This is a genomic window from Chryseobacterium sp. Chry.R1 (assembly GCF_039645525.1).
Lineage (GTDB): Bacteria > Bacteroidota > Bacteroidia > Flavobacteriales > Weeksellaceae > Chryseobacterium > Chryseobacterium proteolyticum.
The window spans coordinates 2,512,484-2,532,235 of the sequence record NZ_CP151793.1 but is presented as its reverse complement, the minus strand read 5'-3'; the positions used below and the strand labels follow the sequence as shown (position 1 = coordinate 2,532,235).

General features: G+C 41.8%; 9 protein-coding genes. All 9 read left to right on the top strand.

The window, feature by feature from the left end; all coding sequences use genetic code 11:
- The first annotated feature begins 144 nt into the window (after positions 1–144).
- A complete protein-coding gene (locus tag AAEU33_RS11570) occupies positions 145–7,197 on the top strand; it encodes an SDR family NAD(P)-dependent oxidoreductase (RefSeq protein WP_345987613.1) in 7,053 nt (2,350 codons plus the stop codon).
- Positions 7,198–7,216: 19 nt separating this feature from the next.
- Positions 7,217–11,455, top strand: a complete 4,239-nt coding sequence (locus AAEU33_RS11565) for a beta-ketoacyl synthase N-terminal-like domain-containing protein (RefSeq protein WP_345987611.1) — start codon at positions 7,217–7,219, stop codon at positions 11,453–11,455.
- A gap of 14 nt (positions 11,456–11,469) precedes the next feature.
- Positions 11,470–11,742 carry a phosphopantetheine-binding protein gene (locus AAEU33_RS11560; RefSeq protein WP_228456966.1) on the top strand — a complete coding sequence of 91 codons (273 nt, stop codon included), beginning with the start codon at positions 11,470–11,472 and terminating at the stop codon, positions 11,740–11,742.
- Positions 11,733–12,533, top strand: a complete 801-nt coding sequence (locus tag AAEU33_RS11555; protein WP_345987609.1) for an alpha/beta hydrolase — start codon at positions 11,733–11,735, stop codon at positions 12,531–12,533. Before AAEU33_RS11560 ends, AAEU33_RS11555 begins: the two co-directional genes overlap by 10 nt.
- Complete coding sequence (locus AAEU33_RS11550) at positions 12,526–14,931, top strand: nucleotide disphospho-sugar-binding domain-containing protein (protein WP_345987607.1); 2,406 nt, start codon at positions 12,526–12,528, stop codon at positions 14,929–14,931. Before AAEU33_RS11555 ends, AAEU33_RS11550 begins: the two co-directional genes overlap by 8 nt.
- Positions 14,932–14,934: 3 nt before the next feature.
- The gene (locus tag AAEU33_RS11545) at positions 14,935–16,206 is read left to right on the top strand and encodes a condensation domain-containing protein (RefSeq protein ID WP_345987605.1); all 1,272 of its coding nucleotides are present in this window, start codon (positions 14,935–14,937) and stop codon (positions 16,204–16,206) included.
- A gap of 207 nt (positions 16,207–16,413) precedes the next feature.
- Positions 16,414–17,685 (top strand): condensation domain-containing protein, encoded by a 1,272-nt coding sequence (locus AAEU33_RS11540; protein ID WP_345987603.1) that lies wholly within the window; start codon positions 16,414–16,416, stop codon positions 17,683–17,685.
- Positions 17,682–18,941, top strand: coding sequence for a condensation domain-containing protein (locus AAEU33_RS11535; RefSeq protein WP_345987601.1), 1,260 nt, complete (start codon positions 17,682–17,684; stop codon positions 18,939–18,941). The genes AAEU33_RS11540 and AAEU33_RS11535 overlap by 4 nt, the downstream gene beginning before the upstream one ends.
- Positions 18,942–18,943: 2 nt before the next feature.
- Entirely contained in the window at positions 18,944–19,477 is a 534-nt protein-coding gene (locus AAEU33_RS11530; RefSeq protein WP_345987599.1) for a hypothetical protein, read from the top strand.
- Positions 19,478–19,752: the final 275 nt, after the last annotated feature.

Genomic DNA, 19,752 nt, shown 5'->3' with positions numbered 1-19,752 from the left:
AGAATAATCATTAAATACTATTTATTATTGAATATATAATATAATTTTACTATTTTTATTCCTCCATAACAAAACAACCGGATATAACATTAAACGTTTTACCGATTGGTTATAGGAATCCTGATCACTCAATATAAAAACGCCATGAAAAACATAACTATTATTGGGCTTACTCCTTTCGAGAAGCCGGATGCCCATCTTATATTAAAACTACACCAGGCAGGTGCATTTGCTGTTTTAAGTTTGGGACATGAGTCAGCAATCGCCCAGGCAGCACTTCATCAATTAGACCAGACCGATATACCTTCTTACGGTATTTATTCCTCCGATGATAAATTCGAATCCCTTCAAATCTCTGAAAAAGTAGAATTTGTGATCCTTCCATTTGGCACTTCCGCCAATCTCTTCCCGAATTTACCGATTGTTTATCAGGTAAGCAGTCTGGAAGAAGCCAAAGAAGCTGAGCGTATGGAAGCTGCAGGTATTATTATTAAAGGAAATGAAGCCGGTGGACTTGTAGGATATGAGTCAACATTCGTTTTATTTCAGCGAATCATAAAAGAAGTAACCTCTATCCCGGTATGGATCCAGGGAGGCGTGGGACTTCATACCGCTGCCGCTGCAAAAGCACTGGGAGCAACCGGTGTTGTACTGGACAGCCAGCTTTCGCTGTTTCCGGAAAGCTCTGTTCCACAGGATCTAAAAGATCTCTGCTCAAAGCTTAACGGAACCGAAACAAAAATCATTGCTAACCATCGTGTTTTGGTAAGACCCAACTCACCTTCTTTACCGGAAAATGCCACCGAAGAAGACCTTAAAGAATTTTTCACAGATCTTGACCCGGCTAACAGCTATATCCCAATGGGACAAGATATTTCATTAGCAACAGACCTCTTTGAAGACTTCAAAAACCTGAAGAAAATGGTTTTTGGATTTAAAGAAGCCATGTATGGACACCTTAAACAGGCAAAAGCCCTACAGGTAATTGACGAGGAAAATGCTTTAGCGAAAGAGCTAAACCTTCGTTACCCTATTGCTCAGGGCCCAATGACCCGTGTCAGTGATGTTCCTTCGTTCGCTAACGCTGTAGCTGATGCAGGCGCCTTGCCTTTCGTTGCCCTTTCTTTACTTAAAGGAAACCAGGCTAAAGATTTGGTTATGGATACTAAAAAGCTTGCGGGAGAAAAAACTTGGGGTGTAGGAATTTTAGGATTTGCTCCCCAGGAATTACGAGATGAGCAAACCTCTTATATATTGGAGGCAAAACCTCCTGTAGTTTTAATTGCCGGAGGAAGACCTGCCCAGGCAAAAATATTTGAAAAAGCGGGAATAACGACCTTTCTTCATGTTCCTTCACCGGCTTTGCTGGACATTTTCTTAAAAGAAGGAGCCCGAAATTTCATATTTGAAGGACGCGAATGTGGCGGACACGTAGGACCGCTTTCAAGCACTGTTCTTTGGGAAAAACAAATTGAACGTATATTAAAAGAAGAACACCCGGAAAATATCAGCGTCTTTTTTGCAGGTGGGATCCATAATGCATTTTCAACGGCATTTGTTTCTATCATGGCAGCACCTCTTGCAGCAAGAGGTGTAAAGGTTGGAGTATTGATGGGTACAGCATATCTTTATACCCAGGAAGCCGTACTTACGGGTGCTATCCAGGAAGAATTCCAGATACAAGCCATGCAGGCAAAAGACACCGTTTTATTGGAAACCGCACCGGGACATGAAACGCGTTGCCTGAACACGGCATTTGCTCAACATTTCAGTGCTGAAAAAACAAAACTTCTGGCAGCCGGAATGGATAAAAAACAGGTTTGGGAACAGCTTGAAAAGCTCAACGTAGGCCGTCTGAGGATTGCAGCAAAAGGAGTAGATCGTCAGGGGGACCAACTCGTTAATATTCCTAAAAATCAACAGCTGGATCTTGGGATGTACATGATTGGTCAGATCGCTACCATGCACGACCGAGTTATTTCGATTTCGGACCTTCATGAAGATGTTGCTGTAGATAATTTTAAATATATACAGGATGCCGCTTTACCGGAAGAACCATCTTCTCATGAAAAACCGCTTGACATAGCAATCATAGGTATGGAATGTATATTTCCGGGTGCAAAAAATCTGGAAGAATACTGGCGTAATATCATTTTAGGAAAAGACAGTGTAACAGAAGTACCCGATGAACGATGGAATAAAGAGCTCTATTATCATCCGGATTCAGATGGACCGGATGTATCCCATTCCAAATGGGGTGGATTCATTCCGAAAATTGATTTTGATCCGCTTGCCTTCGGAATACCTCCTCAATCTCTCGCCGCTATTGAACCTACACAATTATTAACATTACTGGTGGCCAAACGTGCCATGGAAGATGCAGGTTATGGTGAGAAACATATCAACAGAGAAAATATCTCTGTAATCATAGGAGCTGAAGGTGGTAATGACCTTGCGAACAGCTACAGTTTCAGAGGGTATTACAAACAGGTTTTCGGGGAACTTCATGACGAAGTAAAAGAAGCATTCCCACATACTACAGAAGATTCATTCCCGGGTATTTTAGCCAATGTAATCGCCGGAAGAATCACCAACCGTCTGGACCTTGGTGGAAGAAATTTCACGGTAGATGCCGCTTGCGCATCATCTCTGGCCGCAATAGAACTAGCATGCCAGGAGCTTGTATTAGGCAAATCGGATATGGTGCTGGCCGGTGGAGCAGATTTGCACAACGGGATCAACGATTATCTTATGTTTTCAAGCACACATGCACTTTCCCGAAAAGGAAGATGTGCAACTTTTGACAGTGAAGCCGACGGAATTGCCCTAGGAGAAGGGGTTGCTATTCTTGTCCTGAAACGATATGAAGATGCCTTACGTGATGGTGACCGCATTTATTCGGTGATCAAAGGTGTCGGAGGATCCAGTGATGGTAAGGCTTTAGGGCTTACTGCTCCACGAAAAATTGGCCAGGTAAGAGCACTGGAACGTGCTTATGCCCAAGCAGGTATTAGTCCTGCAGCTGTAGGATTAATAGAAGCTCACGGTACAGGAACCGTAGTCGGAGATAAGACCGAACTTAATGCATTAACCAATCTATTCAGCCGCTCTGGAGCGATACCGGGCCAGACTCACCTGGGATCTGTAAAAACCCAGATCGGACATACCAAATGCGCGGCAGGATTAGCAGGGCTGATCAAAGCATCATTAGCAGTGTATCATGGTGTAAAACCACCTACCCTTCACCTTCAGCAGCCTAATGCTTATTATAATGCACAAACCAGTCCTTTTGCATTCTATGCAGAAAGCGGATTGTGGGGCGATGAAAACCGTTATGCGGGAATCAGTGCTTTTGGATTTGGCGGAACCAATTTCCATACTGTGATTGCCAATCATTTGAAACAGGAAGAGCCTGTGACCATGCAATCATGGCCATCGGAATTATTTGTATTCCGTGGAGATACTTATGAAGAAGCAAAAAGCCAGCTAAGCCAGATCACTTCTTTACTGGAAATCAATGATGATATCTCATTGAAAGATATAGCATACAGCTTAAGCGTAGGTTCTGAAAAGCCTGTCCAGTTGAGTATTGTAGCGGACACAGCTGAAGATCTGATGATGAAGATCGAGCTGATCCTGTCCGGCATCGAAACCAAAGACACTTTTACCGTTAATAAGAAAGCCGGTAAGGTAGCCTTTTTATTCCCGGGACAAGGCAGCCAGCGTATCAATATGGCGCGTGATCTGTTTGTCGTATTCCCTGCAATGCGTAAACTTCTGGACCAGTACCCTGAGCTCGAAAAAGTAGTTTTCCCTTCTACGTCTTTCGATCCGGAAACTTTAAAGCAACAAAAAGAAACCATTAAAGATACCCGCCTGGCACAACCTCTTTTAGGAATTGTGGATCTTGCACTGGCTAAATTCCTTCAATCCCTGGGAATTGTTCCGGATATGCTCGCTGGTCACAGCTACGGAGAACTGCCTGCATTATGTTTTGCCGGTGTTTTTAAAGAAGAAAAACTTGTAGACCTTAGCAGACGCAGGGCGCATGCTATTCTGGACTCTGTGGAAGGCGGAGATCCGGGTACCATGGTAGCTGTAAGCATAACAAAAGAACGTTTATTACCGATCCTTGAAAAAACTGAAGGCTGCTATCCCGTAAACTATAATGCACCTTCCCAGTGTGTGGTTGCAGGAAGTACCAATGCAATCAATAACCTGATAACAATCCTTAAACAGGAAGGAATTTCTGCTAAAAAGCTGGAGGTTGCCTGTGCATTCCATAGTCCTGTTGTTGCCAAATCCAAAGATCTGTATACAACGGTACTCAACGATATTCCATTTGAGGAAATGCAGATTCCTGTCTGGTCGAATACTACCGCAACAGTATATCCGACAGGATCTTCAGAAATAAAGGAAAGACTAACAGACCATCTTGTACAGCCGGTGAGATTTGTAGAGCAAATTCAGGCGATGTACGAAGACGGAGCGAGAATATTCATCGAGGTAGGACCAGGAAAAGTACTTACCGGATTAACGCAATCTTCCTTAGGTAAAGATCAGTTGACCTTGTTTGTGGAAGACAACAGTCGTAATAAATTCAGCCATCTTCTGTGCATGCTTGCCCAGTACTTAGGTACGGGTCGAAACTTTGACATCAGCAAGCTTTTCGATGGCCGCAATACTCGATTTATTCAGATTGACCAACCTGATCTTTATAAGAAAAACCCAGCCATCTGGCGTGTTAACGGACAAACAGCACACCCTACTACAGGTAATTTGCCTGCCAATGGTGCACTACCCATTTTAAACCCTATCCAAATGAACAACTTTACTAATAATCAAGCACCTGCAACCGAGAATTTACCAGCCGCCGAGCGTATGCTGCAGGAATATTTAAATAGTATGAAGATGATGATACAGGCTCAAAGGGATGTAATGCTTTCGTTCCTGGGTCAGAATCCTCAAATTACTTCTGCTCCCGTGTATCACGCACCGGTAACAAACGCAACCAATGGAACCAACGGGGCTAACAACGTGGTTACGATACCAGCTTCGCAAATCGTTACAGAAAAACCGGCAGTTGTTACTCAGACAAAACAAGCCCCAACAAAAGACGTTAAAACTTTATTATTACAGGTCGTAAGCGAAAAAACCGGATACCCGCATGAAATGCTGGGTATGGAAATGGATCTTGAAGCGGACCTTAGTATTGATTCCATCAAAAGAGTTGAGATCATAGGAACACTTCGAAGTGAGCTGGGTGCTTTATCTATGGACAGTTCTAATGAAGACACTGTAATGGAGCAACTTGCCTCTATCAAAACTTTAAACGGACTGGTTTCCTGGCTTACGGAATTTATGGGAGCTCCTGCTGCAGTGAATACAAAAACTGAGGCCGTAGAAGTTGCAGAACCGAAAAATCAGCCTTCTTTTTCCCTGGAAGATCTTCAAAATGCAATCCTGGATATTGTAAGTGAAAAAACAGGATATCCGAAAGAAATGCTGGGTCTGGACTTGGATCTTGAAGCAGATTTAAGCATCGATTCCATCAAAAGAATGGAAATTATCGGAGACCTGAAAACCAAGATAGGATTCGGACAAGATTTAGAGCAGGCAGATGACATCATGGAGAAACTGGCAGCGATTAAAACCCTTCGGGGACTGGCATCATGGATCAGTGAGCTTAATGGAAAAAGCAGTGAAGCCAGCCATGAAGCAGAAGCTAAAATTACTGAACAGATATCAGGAGAAGCTCAGGAACAGGCCATGTTATCACGTCTAAGGTTTGACCTTACACCAAGTGATGTTTCTGCAATACAAAATACAGAAACAATAAAAGGAAAGCGTTTCGCCATTACTCCTGCTACGATTATAGAAACATTAGCCATTAAAAATATACTTGAAAAATGCGGAGCCATCGGTGAAGTGATCGATATGGAAACGGACCTTAAAGATTTTGACGGGCTTATCATTCTTGACATCTTCTCTTCTGAAGTAAAAAACGGCATCATTGAATATGTTGACCTTATAAAGAAGCTGGACTTCGATAAAGTAAAATGGGTATACCTGATATCCGATATTCCTGCACATCTTCAGGAACTGACCGATATTAAAGTATTACGCCATTATCAGGGATATCCAGGCTTCTTTAAAAGCCTTGCCAGGGAGTATGAGCAAACATCATGCAGACTGATCAACCTGAGTACTCCTCAGGATCTTGATCAAATTGCAGATATTGCCTTAAAAGAAATACTTACGACAGACAAGCCATCCGAAGTTATTTATAAAGATGACCAACGTCACAAGGTAGATATTATACCATCTCCTCTATCAACCAGCCTGGAGGAAGCACACATCCAATTGAACAAAGAATCTGTAGTGCTTGTATTAGGTGGTGGACAGGGCATCACGGCTGAACTTGTTAAACACATGTCCGAAGCCTACCCTTGCACCTATATCCTTGTTGGCCGGTCTGCAGATCCGCGAGAAGGAACGTCTGATCTTAAAGAATTGGAAACCCTGAAAACGAAAGAAGAAATCAGAAGTTACCTGATTAAAACAGGACAATTTACTTCTCCTTCAGAAATAGAAAAAGAAACGGTTAGGGTATTTAAGAACAATCAGATCCTGCGTACTATCAGAGATATGGAACAACTTGGAAGTACGGTAGTTTACCATTCCCTGGATCTTTGTGACGAAGACGGATTATGCGATCTTATCAATACTATTTATGATAAATATGGGCAGCTGGATGGCGTGATCCACGGTGCAGGCCTTCTGGAAGACAAACTATTTAAACAGAAAACAACCAGTTCGTTCGGACGTGTATTTGATACCAAAGTAAAACCGTTACGTGTATTAGCAGAACAGCTTCGTCCGGAATGCCAGTTTGTAGTTCTCTTCTCAAGCATTGCTTCCGTATATGGAAATAAAGGGCAGACGGACTACGCAGCAGCCAATAGTGTATTGGATGATTACGCCAAAGCTCTGGATAAAAAATTAACAGGAAAAGTGATCTCCATCAACTGGGGACCATGGAAAGGTGCCGGTATGGTTTCCTCAACCCTGGAAACAGAATATGAACGTCGTGGAATCTCTCTGATTCCGTTGGATCAGGGAAAAGAGATCTTCCTTAATGAGATCAAGTACGGAACGGAAAGCCAGGTGCTGATCATGTCAGGAAATAATTGGTAAATCGCTGTATCAGATAACTATGAAAAAAACAGATATTGCTGTAATTGGCCTATCCTGTGTCTTCCCCGGAGCACAGGATGCCAACACCTTTTGGCAAAATATCATTAATAAGGTAGATTCTACCCAAACTGCACCTGCGGATCGTATTGATCCGATCCATTTCAGCGATACACCAGGTTCGGTTGACCGTTTTTATTGTCAGCGTGGCGGATTCATTCCCGATTATGAATTTGACCCCACCGCCTATGGTATTTTACCGTTAGCTGTAGAAGGCACCGAACCTGATCATTTGCTAACCCTTGATCTGGTGCAAAAAGCATTAGACGATGCCGGTGTATTCAAAAAACAGGTTTCGCTCGAAAAAACAGGAATCATCATTGGTAAAGGAAATTATACAGGCCCGGGAGCTACCCGTGCTATCGAAATCGTAAGGACCGGGGAACAAATATCTTCATTGCTTCAGGAGTTGCTTCCACAAATATCTCCTGCAGAAATTGAAAAAGTAAAACATGCTTTCCAGGAAAGAAAAGGACGCTTTGCTGCAGATACTGCAATGGGACTGATCCCTAACCTTGTTGCTTCTTTAGTGGCCAACCGGTTCAATCTGGGAGGAGCCGCATTCACAGTAGATGCCGCTTGTGCCAGTTCCCTGATTGCAGTAGACCACGCTGTTCAGGAGCTTAACAGGGGCCGTTGTGATATGGTTATTGCCGGAGGCGTACACACCGGACAAAATGCAGCTTTTTGGAGTATTTTCGCCCAATTGGGCGCCATGTCACGCCAACAGCAGATCAAACCTTTCAGCATGGATGCCGATGGATTATTGATTGGAGAAGGCTGCGGATTTGTTGTCCTGAAACGTCTGGAAGATGCCATCAGGGATCAGGATAAGATCTATTCCGTGATCAAAGGAGTTGGTGTAAGCAGTGACGGCAGTGGCACCAGTGTTATGAGCCCATCTGCAAAAGGCCAGCTGAAGGCACTACAACAGGCATGGATCAATGCAGACCTTGATGAAAAGAAAATCGGTTATCTTGAAGCCCATGGCACAGGGACACCGCTTGGAGATAAAACAGAACTTCAGACGCTCGCTCAGTTTTTTGGAAAAGAAGAATCTGCTCTTACGGCAGGTATCGGATCCGTTAAATCCAATATCGGACATGCCATGCCGGCAGCCGGTATTGCAGGTTTAATAAAAACGTGTCTGGCCCTGCATCATGATATCCTTCCCCCAACATTATATTGCGAAAATCCTATTGCCGATATGCAGCAAACCAGATTCGCACCGGTACAGGAACCTACAAGCTGGTCCAAAACCGGCTTACCGAAGGTAGCCGCTGTTAATGCATTTGGGTTTGGAGGAATCAATGCCCATGTGGTTCTTGAAGGATACGATATGCCTAAAAAAGATCGCGTATTGCTACTGGCCAGAAAAACACATCAGGAGTTACTTTCAGCTTTACAGAATAACGAAAGTACAACCGGAGAAGGGAACTACAGAGTGGCCATGTTTGATCCTACTCCTGAAAGAATAGAAAAACTTATTAAAATTGTATCCAAGGACAAACCTTGGCGTAATAAACAGGATATCTGGTACACCAATACTCCGTTGCTTCATGATGGAGGAAAAGTTGCTTTTGTATTCCCTGGACTGGATGGACTGGCAAAAGGCGAAGTAGAAAGTGTAAGCCGTTATTTCGGATTAACAGAACCAATACAAACAGAGGGCGAAGGTTTACTTACGGACGCATTAAATATATTCAACAACTGCAGCATCCTGGATAATTCATTGAAAAAACTAGGCATAATACCGGATATGAATGCAGGACACAGTTTGGGAGAATGGCTGGCCGGCTACTCCTCTGAGCTGGCAGAAGTGAATTCTGTAAAAGCACTGATCGATGTTCTGAATCCTGAAACATTTGAACTAAAAGATTCTAAGTTTATTGCGATCGGGGCAGGTATTGATATCATCACCCCCATTATTGAAACAATTCCGAATATCTATATTTCCAATGATAACTGCCCGAATCAGGTAATCCTTTGTGGCAGTAATGCTGCACTGGAAGAACTGGTCCCTTTATTAAAAGCCCAGCAGATATTTCATCAGATACTTCCCTTCCAATCAGGATTCCATTCACCTTTTATCGCAGATAAACTGGATATAATCCTGCAGGGAATGGAAAAAGCACAATTCCAGAAAACGAAAATCCCGTTATGGTCTGCAACGACGTTGGAGCCTTATCCTTCGGACGAGGAGGCCATCAGAAAACTAAGTGCGGAACATTTGGTTCAGCCTGTACGCTTCAGGGAACTGACGGAGAAATTGTATGAAGAAGGAGCCAGATTCTTTATCCAGATAGGTACCGGAGGACTGATCGGCTTTATAGATGATACCTTGAAAGGAAGACCATTCAGTACATTAGCATCAAGTGTCGCTACCCGATCTTCTCTTGCCCAGCTGCAACGTGTCGTTGCCGCATTATTTGTGGAGGGTAAAGATATTTCACTCGACTTTTTAGAAATACATCACGCTTCTAAAAAATCATCAGGTAAAGGTATTAAACTGGAATTGGGATCACCTATCATCCGTAATTTTAAAGAAGCCAAAACACTGGCTAAATCTTTTGATGTACCAGCACAAAACGGAACTTCCGCCATCGCAACGAAAAGCGGGCATCCTCTTGTGCAGGCTTTCCAGGAAAATATTGCGGATATGATCCGTATGCAGGAAGAAGTTTTAACGCTATTCCAGCACGGACCAAAGACGACAACTCAAAGTCCGGTAATTACTCAACCTAAAGCACCTGTAAGCAAGAATTTTTCAAAATCCCTGCATGTGAATCTTGATACCCATCCATACCTCATCGACCATAGTCTGCTTAGACAACCTGCAGGCTGGCCTGATGTAACGGATATGGAACCTGTGATTCCCATGACCATGATCTTTGAATTACTGGCAGAAATAGCCCAGGCTGAGATCCCGGAAATGCAGGTCCATAAAATAATGAACATTAGCGTATTCCAATGGATGAACGTAGCCAAACCATTTGAAAAAACAGTGAATGGAGAATGGCGTTCTTCAACCCACGCTTATCTTGATATAGAAAATTTCGCCAATGCTGAAGTCATATTAAGATCTTCAACTCCTGCCGTACCGGTTTTTGATCTTTCGATCGGAGATCTGCTACCCATCCATCGTACTCCTGAGGAAATCTATGATAAACATATGTTCCATGGAGATGCTTATCAGGGAATTACAGAAATTTTATCCGTTGGAAGTAAAGGTATTATAGGAACGATTAAAGGAAATGGCGGAAAAGGTTCCCTGTTGGATAATGCAGGACAACTGTTTGGCTTGTGGCTGCAGCTTACCCTTACTAAAGACAGGATTGCTTTTCCGGTAAAAATAAGGGATATTGAATTCTTCGGAAACATGGAAGACCAGGACGGATTATTCGAATGTACATGTATTCTTACCGATTTAAATGAGGAATTTGCCACCGCCAACATTATACTGAAAAGAGATGGAAAGGTGTGGTGTGCCATTACAGGCTGGCAGAACAGAAGACTTGAAATCGATGAAGCATTATGGAATGTTTCCATGTCTCCTCTTCACAACCGTCTTTCAGAAGAAATAGCACCTCAGGTATTTTTCTTCCATCAGGCTTATACCAGAGTGGCTTCCTGGGACTTTATCCTGAAGCGATATTTCAACCAGACGGAAAAACAATACCACCAAAAACTACTACCCAACAAGAAGAAAAACTGGATGGTGAGCCGCGTTGCCGTAAAAGACGCCGTAAGGAATTTACTCCGTGAACAAAAGAATCACGCCTGCTATCCTATTACATTTGAAATAGGCTCAGATGAACTGGGCAAGCCTTACCTCATCAGCGATTTCACACAGGATATCCATGTGTCCCTTGCCCATAAGGGAAAAGAGGCTGTAGCTATCGCACGCCATGGAAAGTCCGTAGGAATTGATATGGAAACGATCGAGGAAAGAAGTTCCGGTTTCTATGATCTGGTATTCACAGATTCAGAGCTGGAATTATTAAAGGACAGGGATCAGGCGGAATGGACGACCCGATTCTGGGTTGCCAAAGAAGCCTATGGAAAGTTCCTGGGAAAAGGACTGCAAGGCAATCCTAAAGCATATGAAGTACAACTAATAAAGGATGATCATTTGTGGATCAACCAAACTGAAATAAAAACCATAAAACATCAAAATTATATTATCGGATGGACACTATGAACAACACATTAAAAATGAATCACGAGGAATTATTCACTCTTTTGAAAGGTTTTATCACTGAAGTTATAGGAGAGGAATTTGTTGAAGAGATGGATATCACTCCGGAGAGTTCGTTTACTAAAGATCTTGAAATGGACAGTATAGAAATTGTCTCTTTCTCAGAAAAAATAAAAGCACATTTTGGCGATCAGATTGATTTTACAGGGTGGTTGTCTTCTATGGACCTCGACCAGCTGATCAACCTGGATCTCCGTATGATCATCAATTATATTTACGAATGCCAATAATTACAGTTGATAACAGGAAAATTCATATTCAGGAACTTAATAAAGGTGCCCGGGAAACGGTTGTGCTTATCCATGGGATGTTCAGCAATCTGTCCATTTACTATTTTAACATAGCACCCATCCTGGCACAGCATTACCACGTAGTCATGTATGATTTAAAAAGCCATGGAATGAGTGAACGTATACTCGATGGATACGATCTTGAAAATATGGCTTCCGATCTTCTTGGCCTTATTAATTTCCTTGACCTGAAAAAAGTTCATTTGGTAGGTTATAGTTTCGGGGGACTTATTGCTTTGAAAACAGCACTGAAATATGCAGACCGCATAAATCAGCTTGTAATTATGGAAGCTCCTGATCCCAGGGATGAAGAAACCCGGGGGATTATCGATCAGTACAGTAAGGAATTCCTGGTACATTATGTAGCCAATTTTACAGACACTACAAAAGTGCAGATGGGCAAAAGGCAAATGGAAAAAAATCACAGAATGTATGAATTCCTGTTTTATGAGACCAGTATCAAAGCGGATATGATCAGAGAGAAAGATTTCTTTACTGAAACCGATCTTACAAAGATAAATGTTCCGGTATTGCTTTTATATGGGGATCAGTCCAATTGTCGTCCTACGGGAGAATGGCTAGAGAAAGAACTCGGCCAGGCAAAACTTGAACTCATTCCAGGAGATCATAATATCCCGATACAGGAACCCGCTCAGATCGCTGAGGCTATTGTGCATTTTTTATCCAAATCATTATCTAAATCTAACACCTTAACACAAAATCATGGCTAAATTTGTATTTGTTGTTCCACCGTTGACGGGCCATGTCAACCCTACCCTGAGTATCGGGGCTGAATTATTGAACAGAGGACATGAAGTGGCATGGATCAGTCTTGACAAAAATCTTAATACCAAACTTCCGTCAGGAGGAGAGCTCCTGCTTATCCAATACGATCAAACTGACGAAGAAAAAAGAGATAGCGAACAGTTCCTGGATATTATTTCCAAAAAAGTAGTATACGGAATAGACAGCATCAAATTTCTTTATGATGATGTACTTATCCCACTGAACAGGCATTGCTATAATGGTATTGTCCATTTACTCGATTCTTATAAACCTGACCTTGTAATCGGTGATCATCAGCTATTTGCAGCTGCTATTGCTGCAAAAAAGCTAAACCTTCCTTACAGTACTACTGTTACTGCACCCGCTGCCATCAAAATCATGGATGAATTACCAAAGGTTCATGAGTGGGAAGTAAATAAAATCATTGAACTGCAAAAGGAACTGGGAATAATGGAAGACCATTCTTTGGCTTCCTCAGACCTCTTAACAATGGTTTTAACGTCCAGATATTTCTTTGGTGAAATGGAACTACCTTCCAATTACCAGTTTACAGGTCCTGTTCTTACGGAACGCCGGATATCCTGTGAGTTCGACTGGGAAAGGTTTAACAGCAGCACTCAAAAGAAAATTCTTGTAAGCATCGGTACGACTTTCGATCATGATCATAAAAAAGCTTTTTTCCAAAAAGTAGTTGATGCATTTAAAGATGAAGACCTAACGGTTGTAGTTGTTTCAGATCCTCAGCTTTTCGACAGCTGGCCGGAAAATTTCATGGTATATCAGCAGGTTCCTCAATTGGATCTCTTGCCGCATCTTGATGGTGTCGTTTGCCATGGGGGACATAATACGGTATCCGAAACGCTTTCAAACGGACTGCCGTTGGTTGTTATTCCGATTGCCTATGACCAGTCCCATGTAGCAGGACGTGTAGTACGTACAGGAGCTGGTGAGCGTCTTAATTTTAACCGCTTCAAATCAAACCATTTAAAAGAGGCTGTACAGCAGATCCTTAACAATCCTGATTATCGTAAAGCAGCAGAAATCATCCGTCAGTCTTTTATTGAGGCCGGAGGTACGGTAACAGCTGCCAATTTACTGGAAAAAGCTATTACCGATGCCACACAAAAGATAAAATCCCGTTCGAAATTCCTGTTTGTTATCCCTCCTTTTTTTGGACATATCAGTCCTACTCTGAGCGTCGGTGTAAGCCTTATCGCAAGAGGGCACGAAGTAAAATGGTTCGGGATTACCCCGCTAGGAGATGAACACATTCCGGAAGGAGGATCGTATTTCTACCCTGAAGAAGATCTTATTCCCTATCAGGATGAGATCAAACGTATTTTAAAAAGACAGGATGACGGACCCGCCTGTTCCGGGCCTGAAGTTATGAAACTGGCATTAGAGGAAACTTATGTTCCTTTTGCCAAAATGATGATGCCGGGATTAAGCCGTCTTACTGAAAACTGGAAACCTGATGTTATCGTTAATGACTGTATTACTTTCGGAGGTGCCCTTTTTGCTCATAAACACAATATTCCATGTGTAACAACTACTCCTGTACCCCCGGATGTTATGGGAGATACAGAAAAAAGTGCTCCAAAAATATTTGAATGGCAACAAAACCTCATCAAAGATCTCCAAAAAGAAGTGGGGATTGATGATGATGGAATTTTCATCCATTCCCATAAATTAAACCTTGTATTTACATCTCAGGCTTTCGCAGGTTTTGAAACAGTACCTGACCATATGAAATTTGTAGGTCCTGTGAAAGGACGTCCCAATGATGCTCCTTTTGACTGGGATCGTTTGCATGCGGCTACTACACCTAAAATATTTGTATCATTAGGAACACTCCTTGTAGACATCAGAAAAGCCTTTTTCGAAAAGATCATTGCGGCATTCGCGGATCAGCCGGTAACTATCGTTGCGGCCACGCCACCGGATATTTTTGAAGAATGGCCTTCTAATTTCATTGTAAACAGTTTTGTACCTCAATCGGCATTAATGCCTCATATGGATATGGTAATTTGCCACGGAGGTTTTAATACAGTTAATGATACATTCCGTAATGGATTACCAATGCTGATCACACCGATTGCCTACGATCATTTCCACATCGCAAAACTCATCGAACAGGCTGGTTGTGGCAAGAGTATCCGCTATAAAAGATTACGCATAGATTCGCTCCGTGAAACGGTTTTTGAATTGCTGGAAAATCCTGCTTACCGCAATGCAGCAAAAGAAGTTCAGACAACATTCCTTACTGCCGGAGGTAATGATAAGGCTGTAGAGCTACTGGAGAATTTTGTACAACAAGAACAATCAACATTAGTTTCTGTTTAAGTCATGAAAAGAAGATTGTTATTTGGTGAGCGCATGTTGCTGGGGGATGGAACGGAACCCTTCAATGCAATTATTCCCTTCCGGTTAAAAGGAGATTTCAGGGAAGAAGACGTGCGGCATGCCTTATATCAGATCCAGGTCAAGCACCCTTGGCTGAGAGCACTCATCACACATGATGAAAAGAAAGTACCGTGGTTTGAAGTACCGGATCCTATTGTTCCTATTCCTGTAAGGACTGTGGTCAGAAAAGGGGAAAACGATTGGCAGGAAGAATCCATAAAGGAATGGCAAACCGTTTTTAAGTATGACCAATTTCCTCTTATCCGGTTTGTATGGATCAAGGGAGAAGGAGTATCAGATATGCTTTTTGTTTTCCATCATTGTCTTTCTGACGGTGGTTCTGCAATGGCATTTTTAGATGAATTTTTAAAGGTATTGGATAATCCTTTGGCAGATATTGGAACAGAGAATCCGATATTGGGAATTGAGGATGTGGTTCCATCAGCTATTTTATTGAACCGGAGACAGCGGCTGAAAGCAAAATTTATCGGGAGAGTCGCTGCCACAGCGATAAAATACATACCCGTGAACAAAAAAGCCATTGACCGGAAAAATGACTACTTCATCCACTGGAAATTTGATCGTGAGACAAGCAGCCAACTGATCTCTTACTGTAAAGCCATGAAGGTTACCGTGAATACTTTTTTGAGCGCTTCATTGCTTAAGGCTTTTAAGAAAGTAAAAGGTCCGGCGGCTTTCAATAAAGTTTCCTGTCCTGTAGATATCAGGCGTTTTGCCTCACAGATAAAAGAGGATCATATCTTTGCTTTCGGGCTGATGATTACCCTGTCATCCAATGAAAAAGTGAGCTTTGAAGACAATCTGACGCTTATGCAGGAAGATGTGGAACGTAAAACATCCAAGCTTAACCCGTACATGGTAATGATGGTAATGGAGTCCGGACACGATGCCCTGAAAAACTTCACCAGGCTTCTGAAACAAGGAAGGTCTACCAATGATTGTATGTTCTCCAATCTGGGAAGGATCCAGATTCCTGAGAACTATAAAGAATTTTCCGTTGAAACCATATTCAGTCCTTCTGTAATCGGTCCTCTGGGCAATACAACGACCATGGTAACATCTACCTATAGGGGAGAAATGGATTTTTCTTTTATGGGTAGTGAGGGATATTTACCATACACTGAAGCTTTAGCCATACGTGATGAGATGATTGAGTCCATTCAACTTAAACTGGAATATGACGAAGTATTATGATCAGATAAAAATCAGTGATATGAACTAAAAGATTGATAAAGTTACTTCTTGTCCGGTATTATTCGGGAAGCAGGTGAAGTAAACGAAATGATATAAAACTAAAGAGATCCATTTTGGATCTCTTTGCAGCAGACAGCAAGAATGTAGGTTGGAATGATCAGAAAGCTTTTGCATAAAAAACAAGAAAACATTAATTTGATATAACCTATGAAAAGAAAACTACTATTTGGAGAACGAATGATATTAGGAGATGGAACAGAGGCTTTTAATGGCATTATCCCGTTCAGATTAAGGGGTACGTTCAAATTGGAAGAAATTCAGCGGGCTCTGGCTTTGCTTCAAAATAAACATCCCTGGTTAAAAGCACATGTAACCCATGACGAAGAAAACCTTCCATGGTTTGAAGTGCCCCAGAAAGTTGTACCCATTCCTATAAGAATTGTGATCCGGCAGGGAGAAGACGACTGGCAGAAAGAATCCATGAAAGAATGGTATATGCCTTTCGATCATGAAAAGTTCCCCCTAATAAGGTTTGTATGGATCAAAGGAGAAGAAGTTTCAGACATGTTTTTCTCATTTCACCATTGTTTATGCGATGGAGGTTCCGCAATGACACTATTGTATGAGTTTTTACAGGTATTGGACAACCCTTCCGCCGATATTGGTGTAGAGAATCCTATCCTCGGAATCCAGGATATTGTTCCTGCAAACATATTAAACAGCCGAAGACATAAGCTTAAAGCAAAAGTACTCGGCAGAGTGGCATCTACCATCATTAAATATGCTCCTGTAAACAAAAAACCAATAGAGAGGCAAAACGATTATATGATCCATTGGAAGTTTGACAAGGAAGTGACTCAACAAGTAATTTCCTATTGTAAATCCAATGGTTTTACCGTGAATACTTTTCTTTGTGCAATTGTTCTTCAGGCATTTAAAAAAATAAGGGGGAAAGCTGCATTGAATAAAATTTGCTGCCCTGTGGATATCAGACGTCTAACAACACAAATCAAACATGATCATATTTTTGCCTTCGGGCTGATGGTTGAAGTTTCGATTAATGAAAAATTGAATTTTCTGGATAATGTACGGAAGATGCAGAAGCACGTGAAGCGTAAGACCTCAAAACTGGATCCATATACCAAGATGATGATCATTGAATCATGGCATTATGCCCTGGATAATTTCACAAGAATCCTGAGAAATGGAAAAGCAACCAATGATTGTATGCTTTCTAATCTTGGCCTTATTCAGGTATCCCATGAGTATAGGAACTTTACTGTAGATACCGTTTTCAGCCCTTCAGCTTTGGGCCCTCTGGGCCAGACTACCGGATTTGTAGTTTCAACCTTTCAGGGAGAAATGGATTTTTGCTTTATCGGTAGTGAAGGATATCTACCTTACTCAGATGCACAGGCCATTCGTAAGGACATCCTTGATACTATAAAATTAAAACTTGAATATTCAGCAGTATCATGATCAAGAGAAAACTAATGATGGTGGAGAGAATCATGTATGTTGATTCCGGAACACCCCTCAATTGCGTATTTACAGCAAAGATCAAAGGAACACTTCATGAAGCAGATTTTAAAACAGCTTTAGAAAAAATCCAGAAAAAACATTCTTTGCTCAGATCCAGGATCGATACCGATACTGAACAATATCCCTTTTTTATAGAAGAAAGAGAGATGGAAGCCATTCCCCTTCGGATCATAGACCGGGAATCCGATGAAGATTGGTTGCGTGAGTCTGAAAAAGAATGGTTCCGCATGTTTGAAGATCATCGGAAACCTTTGGCTCAACTGGTATGGGTTAAAGGAAATGAGGTTTCCGAAATTCTCTGGGTACTTCCCCACTGCATTTGTGATGGAACTTCCCAGGTAACCCTGATGCGGGAGCTTCTCTGCCTGCTGGATGATCCAACTATGGAACTGGATACATACCAGGCATTCAGCTCAGTTGATGACTTTCTGCCATCTGGTTTTAATACCAAAAAGAAAGTACGCAAAGCAAGATTATATCTGCTCATGGCCAGGCTCTTCTTTCTGATGCAAAAGAAAAGTAAAAAAAGAAATCTTGGAAAAAACTATGTGATCCATTGGAAACTGAACCCGGAAATAACGAACCAGATCACCAGTAAGTGTAAAGCGCATGGTGTTTCTGTACACTCGCTGTTGTGTGCTTCATTCATGCAGGCGTTTCAGGAAATCCGGGGAGCTGAGGCTAAAAGAAAAGTGATCAGCCCCGTGGACGTGCGCCATTTTATTCCGGAAATAAAGCAGGATCATGTATTTGCTTTTGCTCCTACCATAGAACTATCATTGAAAAAAGGAAATCATGGGATATTTGATCAGGCAGGACACATCAAAAAAGACCTTCTTGAGAAATTAGAAAAAATAGAAGCACGGGAACTTCTTTGGATGGGTGAACAGATGCACCCGCTTGTCGAACGCATGATCAGCATGCTTAAATCAACCCATGGCGGACATGATATTACCCTATCCAACATGGGAAAAATTAATATTCCGGATCAATATCAGCGTTTTGAGCTCGAAACGATTATGAGTCCCACCGTTGCTTTTCCTTGGCTCAATTCGAACACCCTGGTTACCACTACCTACAAGCAGGAAATGGATTTTACGCTTATGTCGAATGAAGATTTCCTATCTAGACAGAAAGCCACAGAAATTAAAGATAAGGCCCTTGAACTACTTACTGTATCTTTACAGAACTAAACATGAAAACGGATAAATACCCTACAATAAAAAAGAAAACCACTCTCAAACGCTTTTTATTAACGCGGACGATCTACTATGTTCTTCCGAATGCATTTCTTAATTTTATTATTGCCTATGCAAGCTTTCACGAGCTGGGCTATACTCATTTCTTCTCGGGTACCCAGAATCTGGCCCGGCTAACCTTGCCAATGGCCATTTTCCTGCCGGTTATCCTCACGATCGATATCACCAAAAGAGTGACTGCCGCTGCAGAAGAGGGGACAATAGAATTCATGGTAGATAACAAGCTGAATACAAAAAAGTTCATGACGAAATTCAGTATATTACATGGTGTTGTCAGTGGGCTTCTTGTACTTTCCCTTCTGGTATTTGCTCAGTACAAATTTTCAACAAACTACAAGCTCGATGCTATGGCAATGGCCATACTCGTAGGAGCACTTGCAGGAATACTGTCTGTACTTTCCGTCTATTTACCCGTTAATAAACTAAGGAAATACCTGTATAAACCTGTTCCAGCAAACACTTCAGAATAATTGAATAGTAAATTCCGTGCTTATCAGACTCGTCTATTCAAAACATAAAGACCTGCCATTGTAGGGTCACTGTTCAAAAATTTTCCAAACTTTTGGGATAAATTGAATTAATTAAATTTAATATCATAGATTTGTCTTAGTAACACAATTAAAACACATGAAAAATTTATTTTACCCATTTCTTACCGGATATCTATTCCGGGTGATCTGTTCCCCGCAACTTTCTGTTATCCAAAATCATATTACTCTTTACATTTTCGTGAACAGCCGGGTAA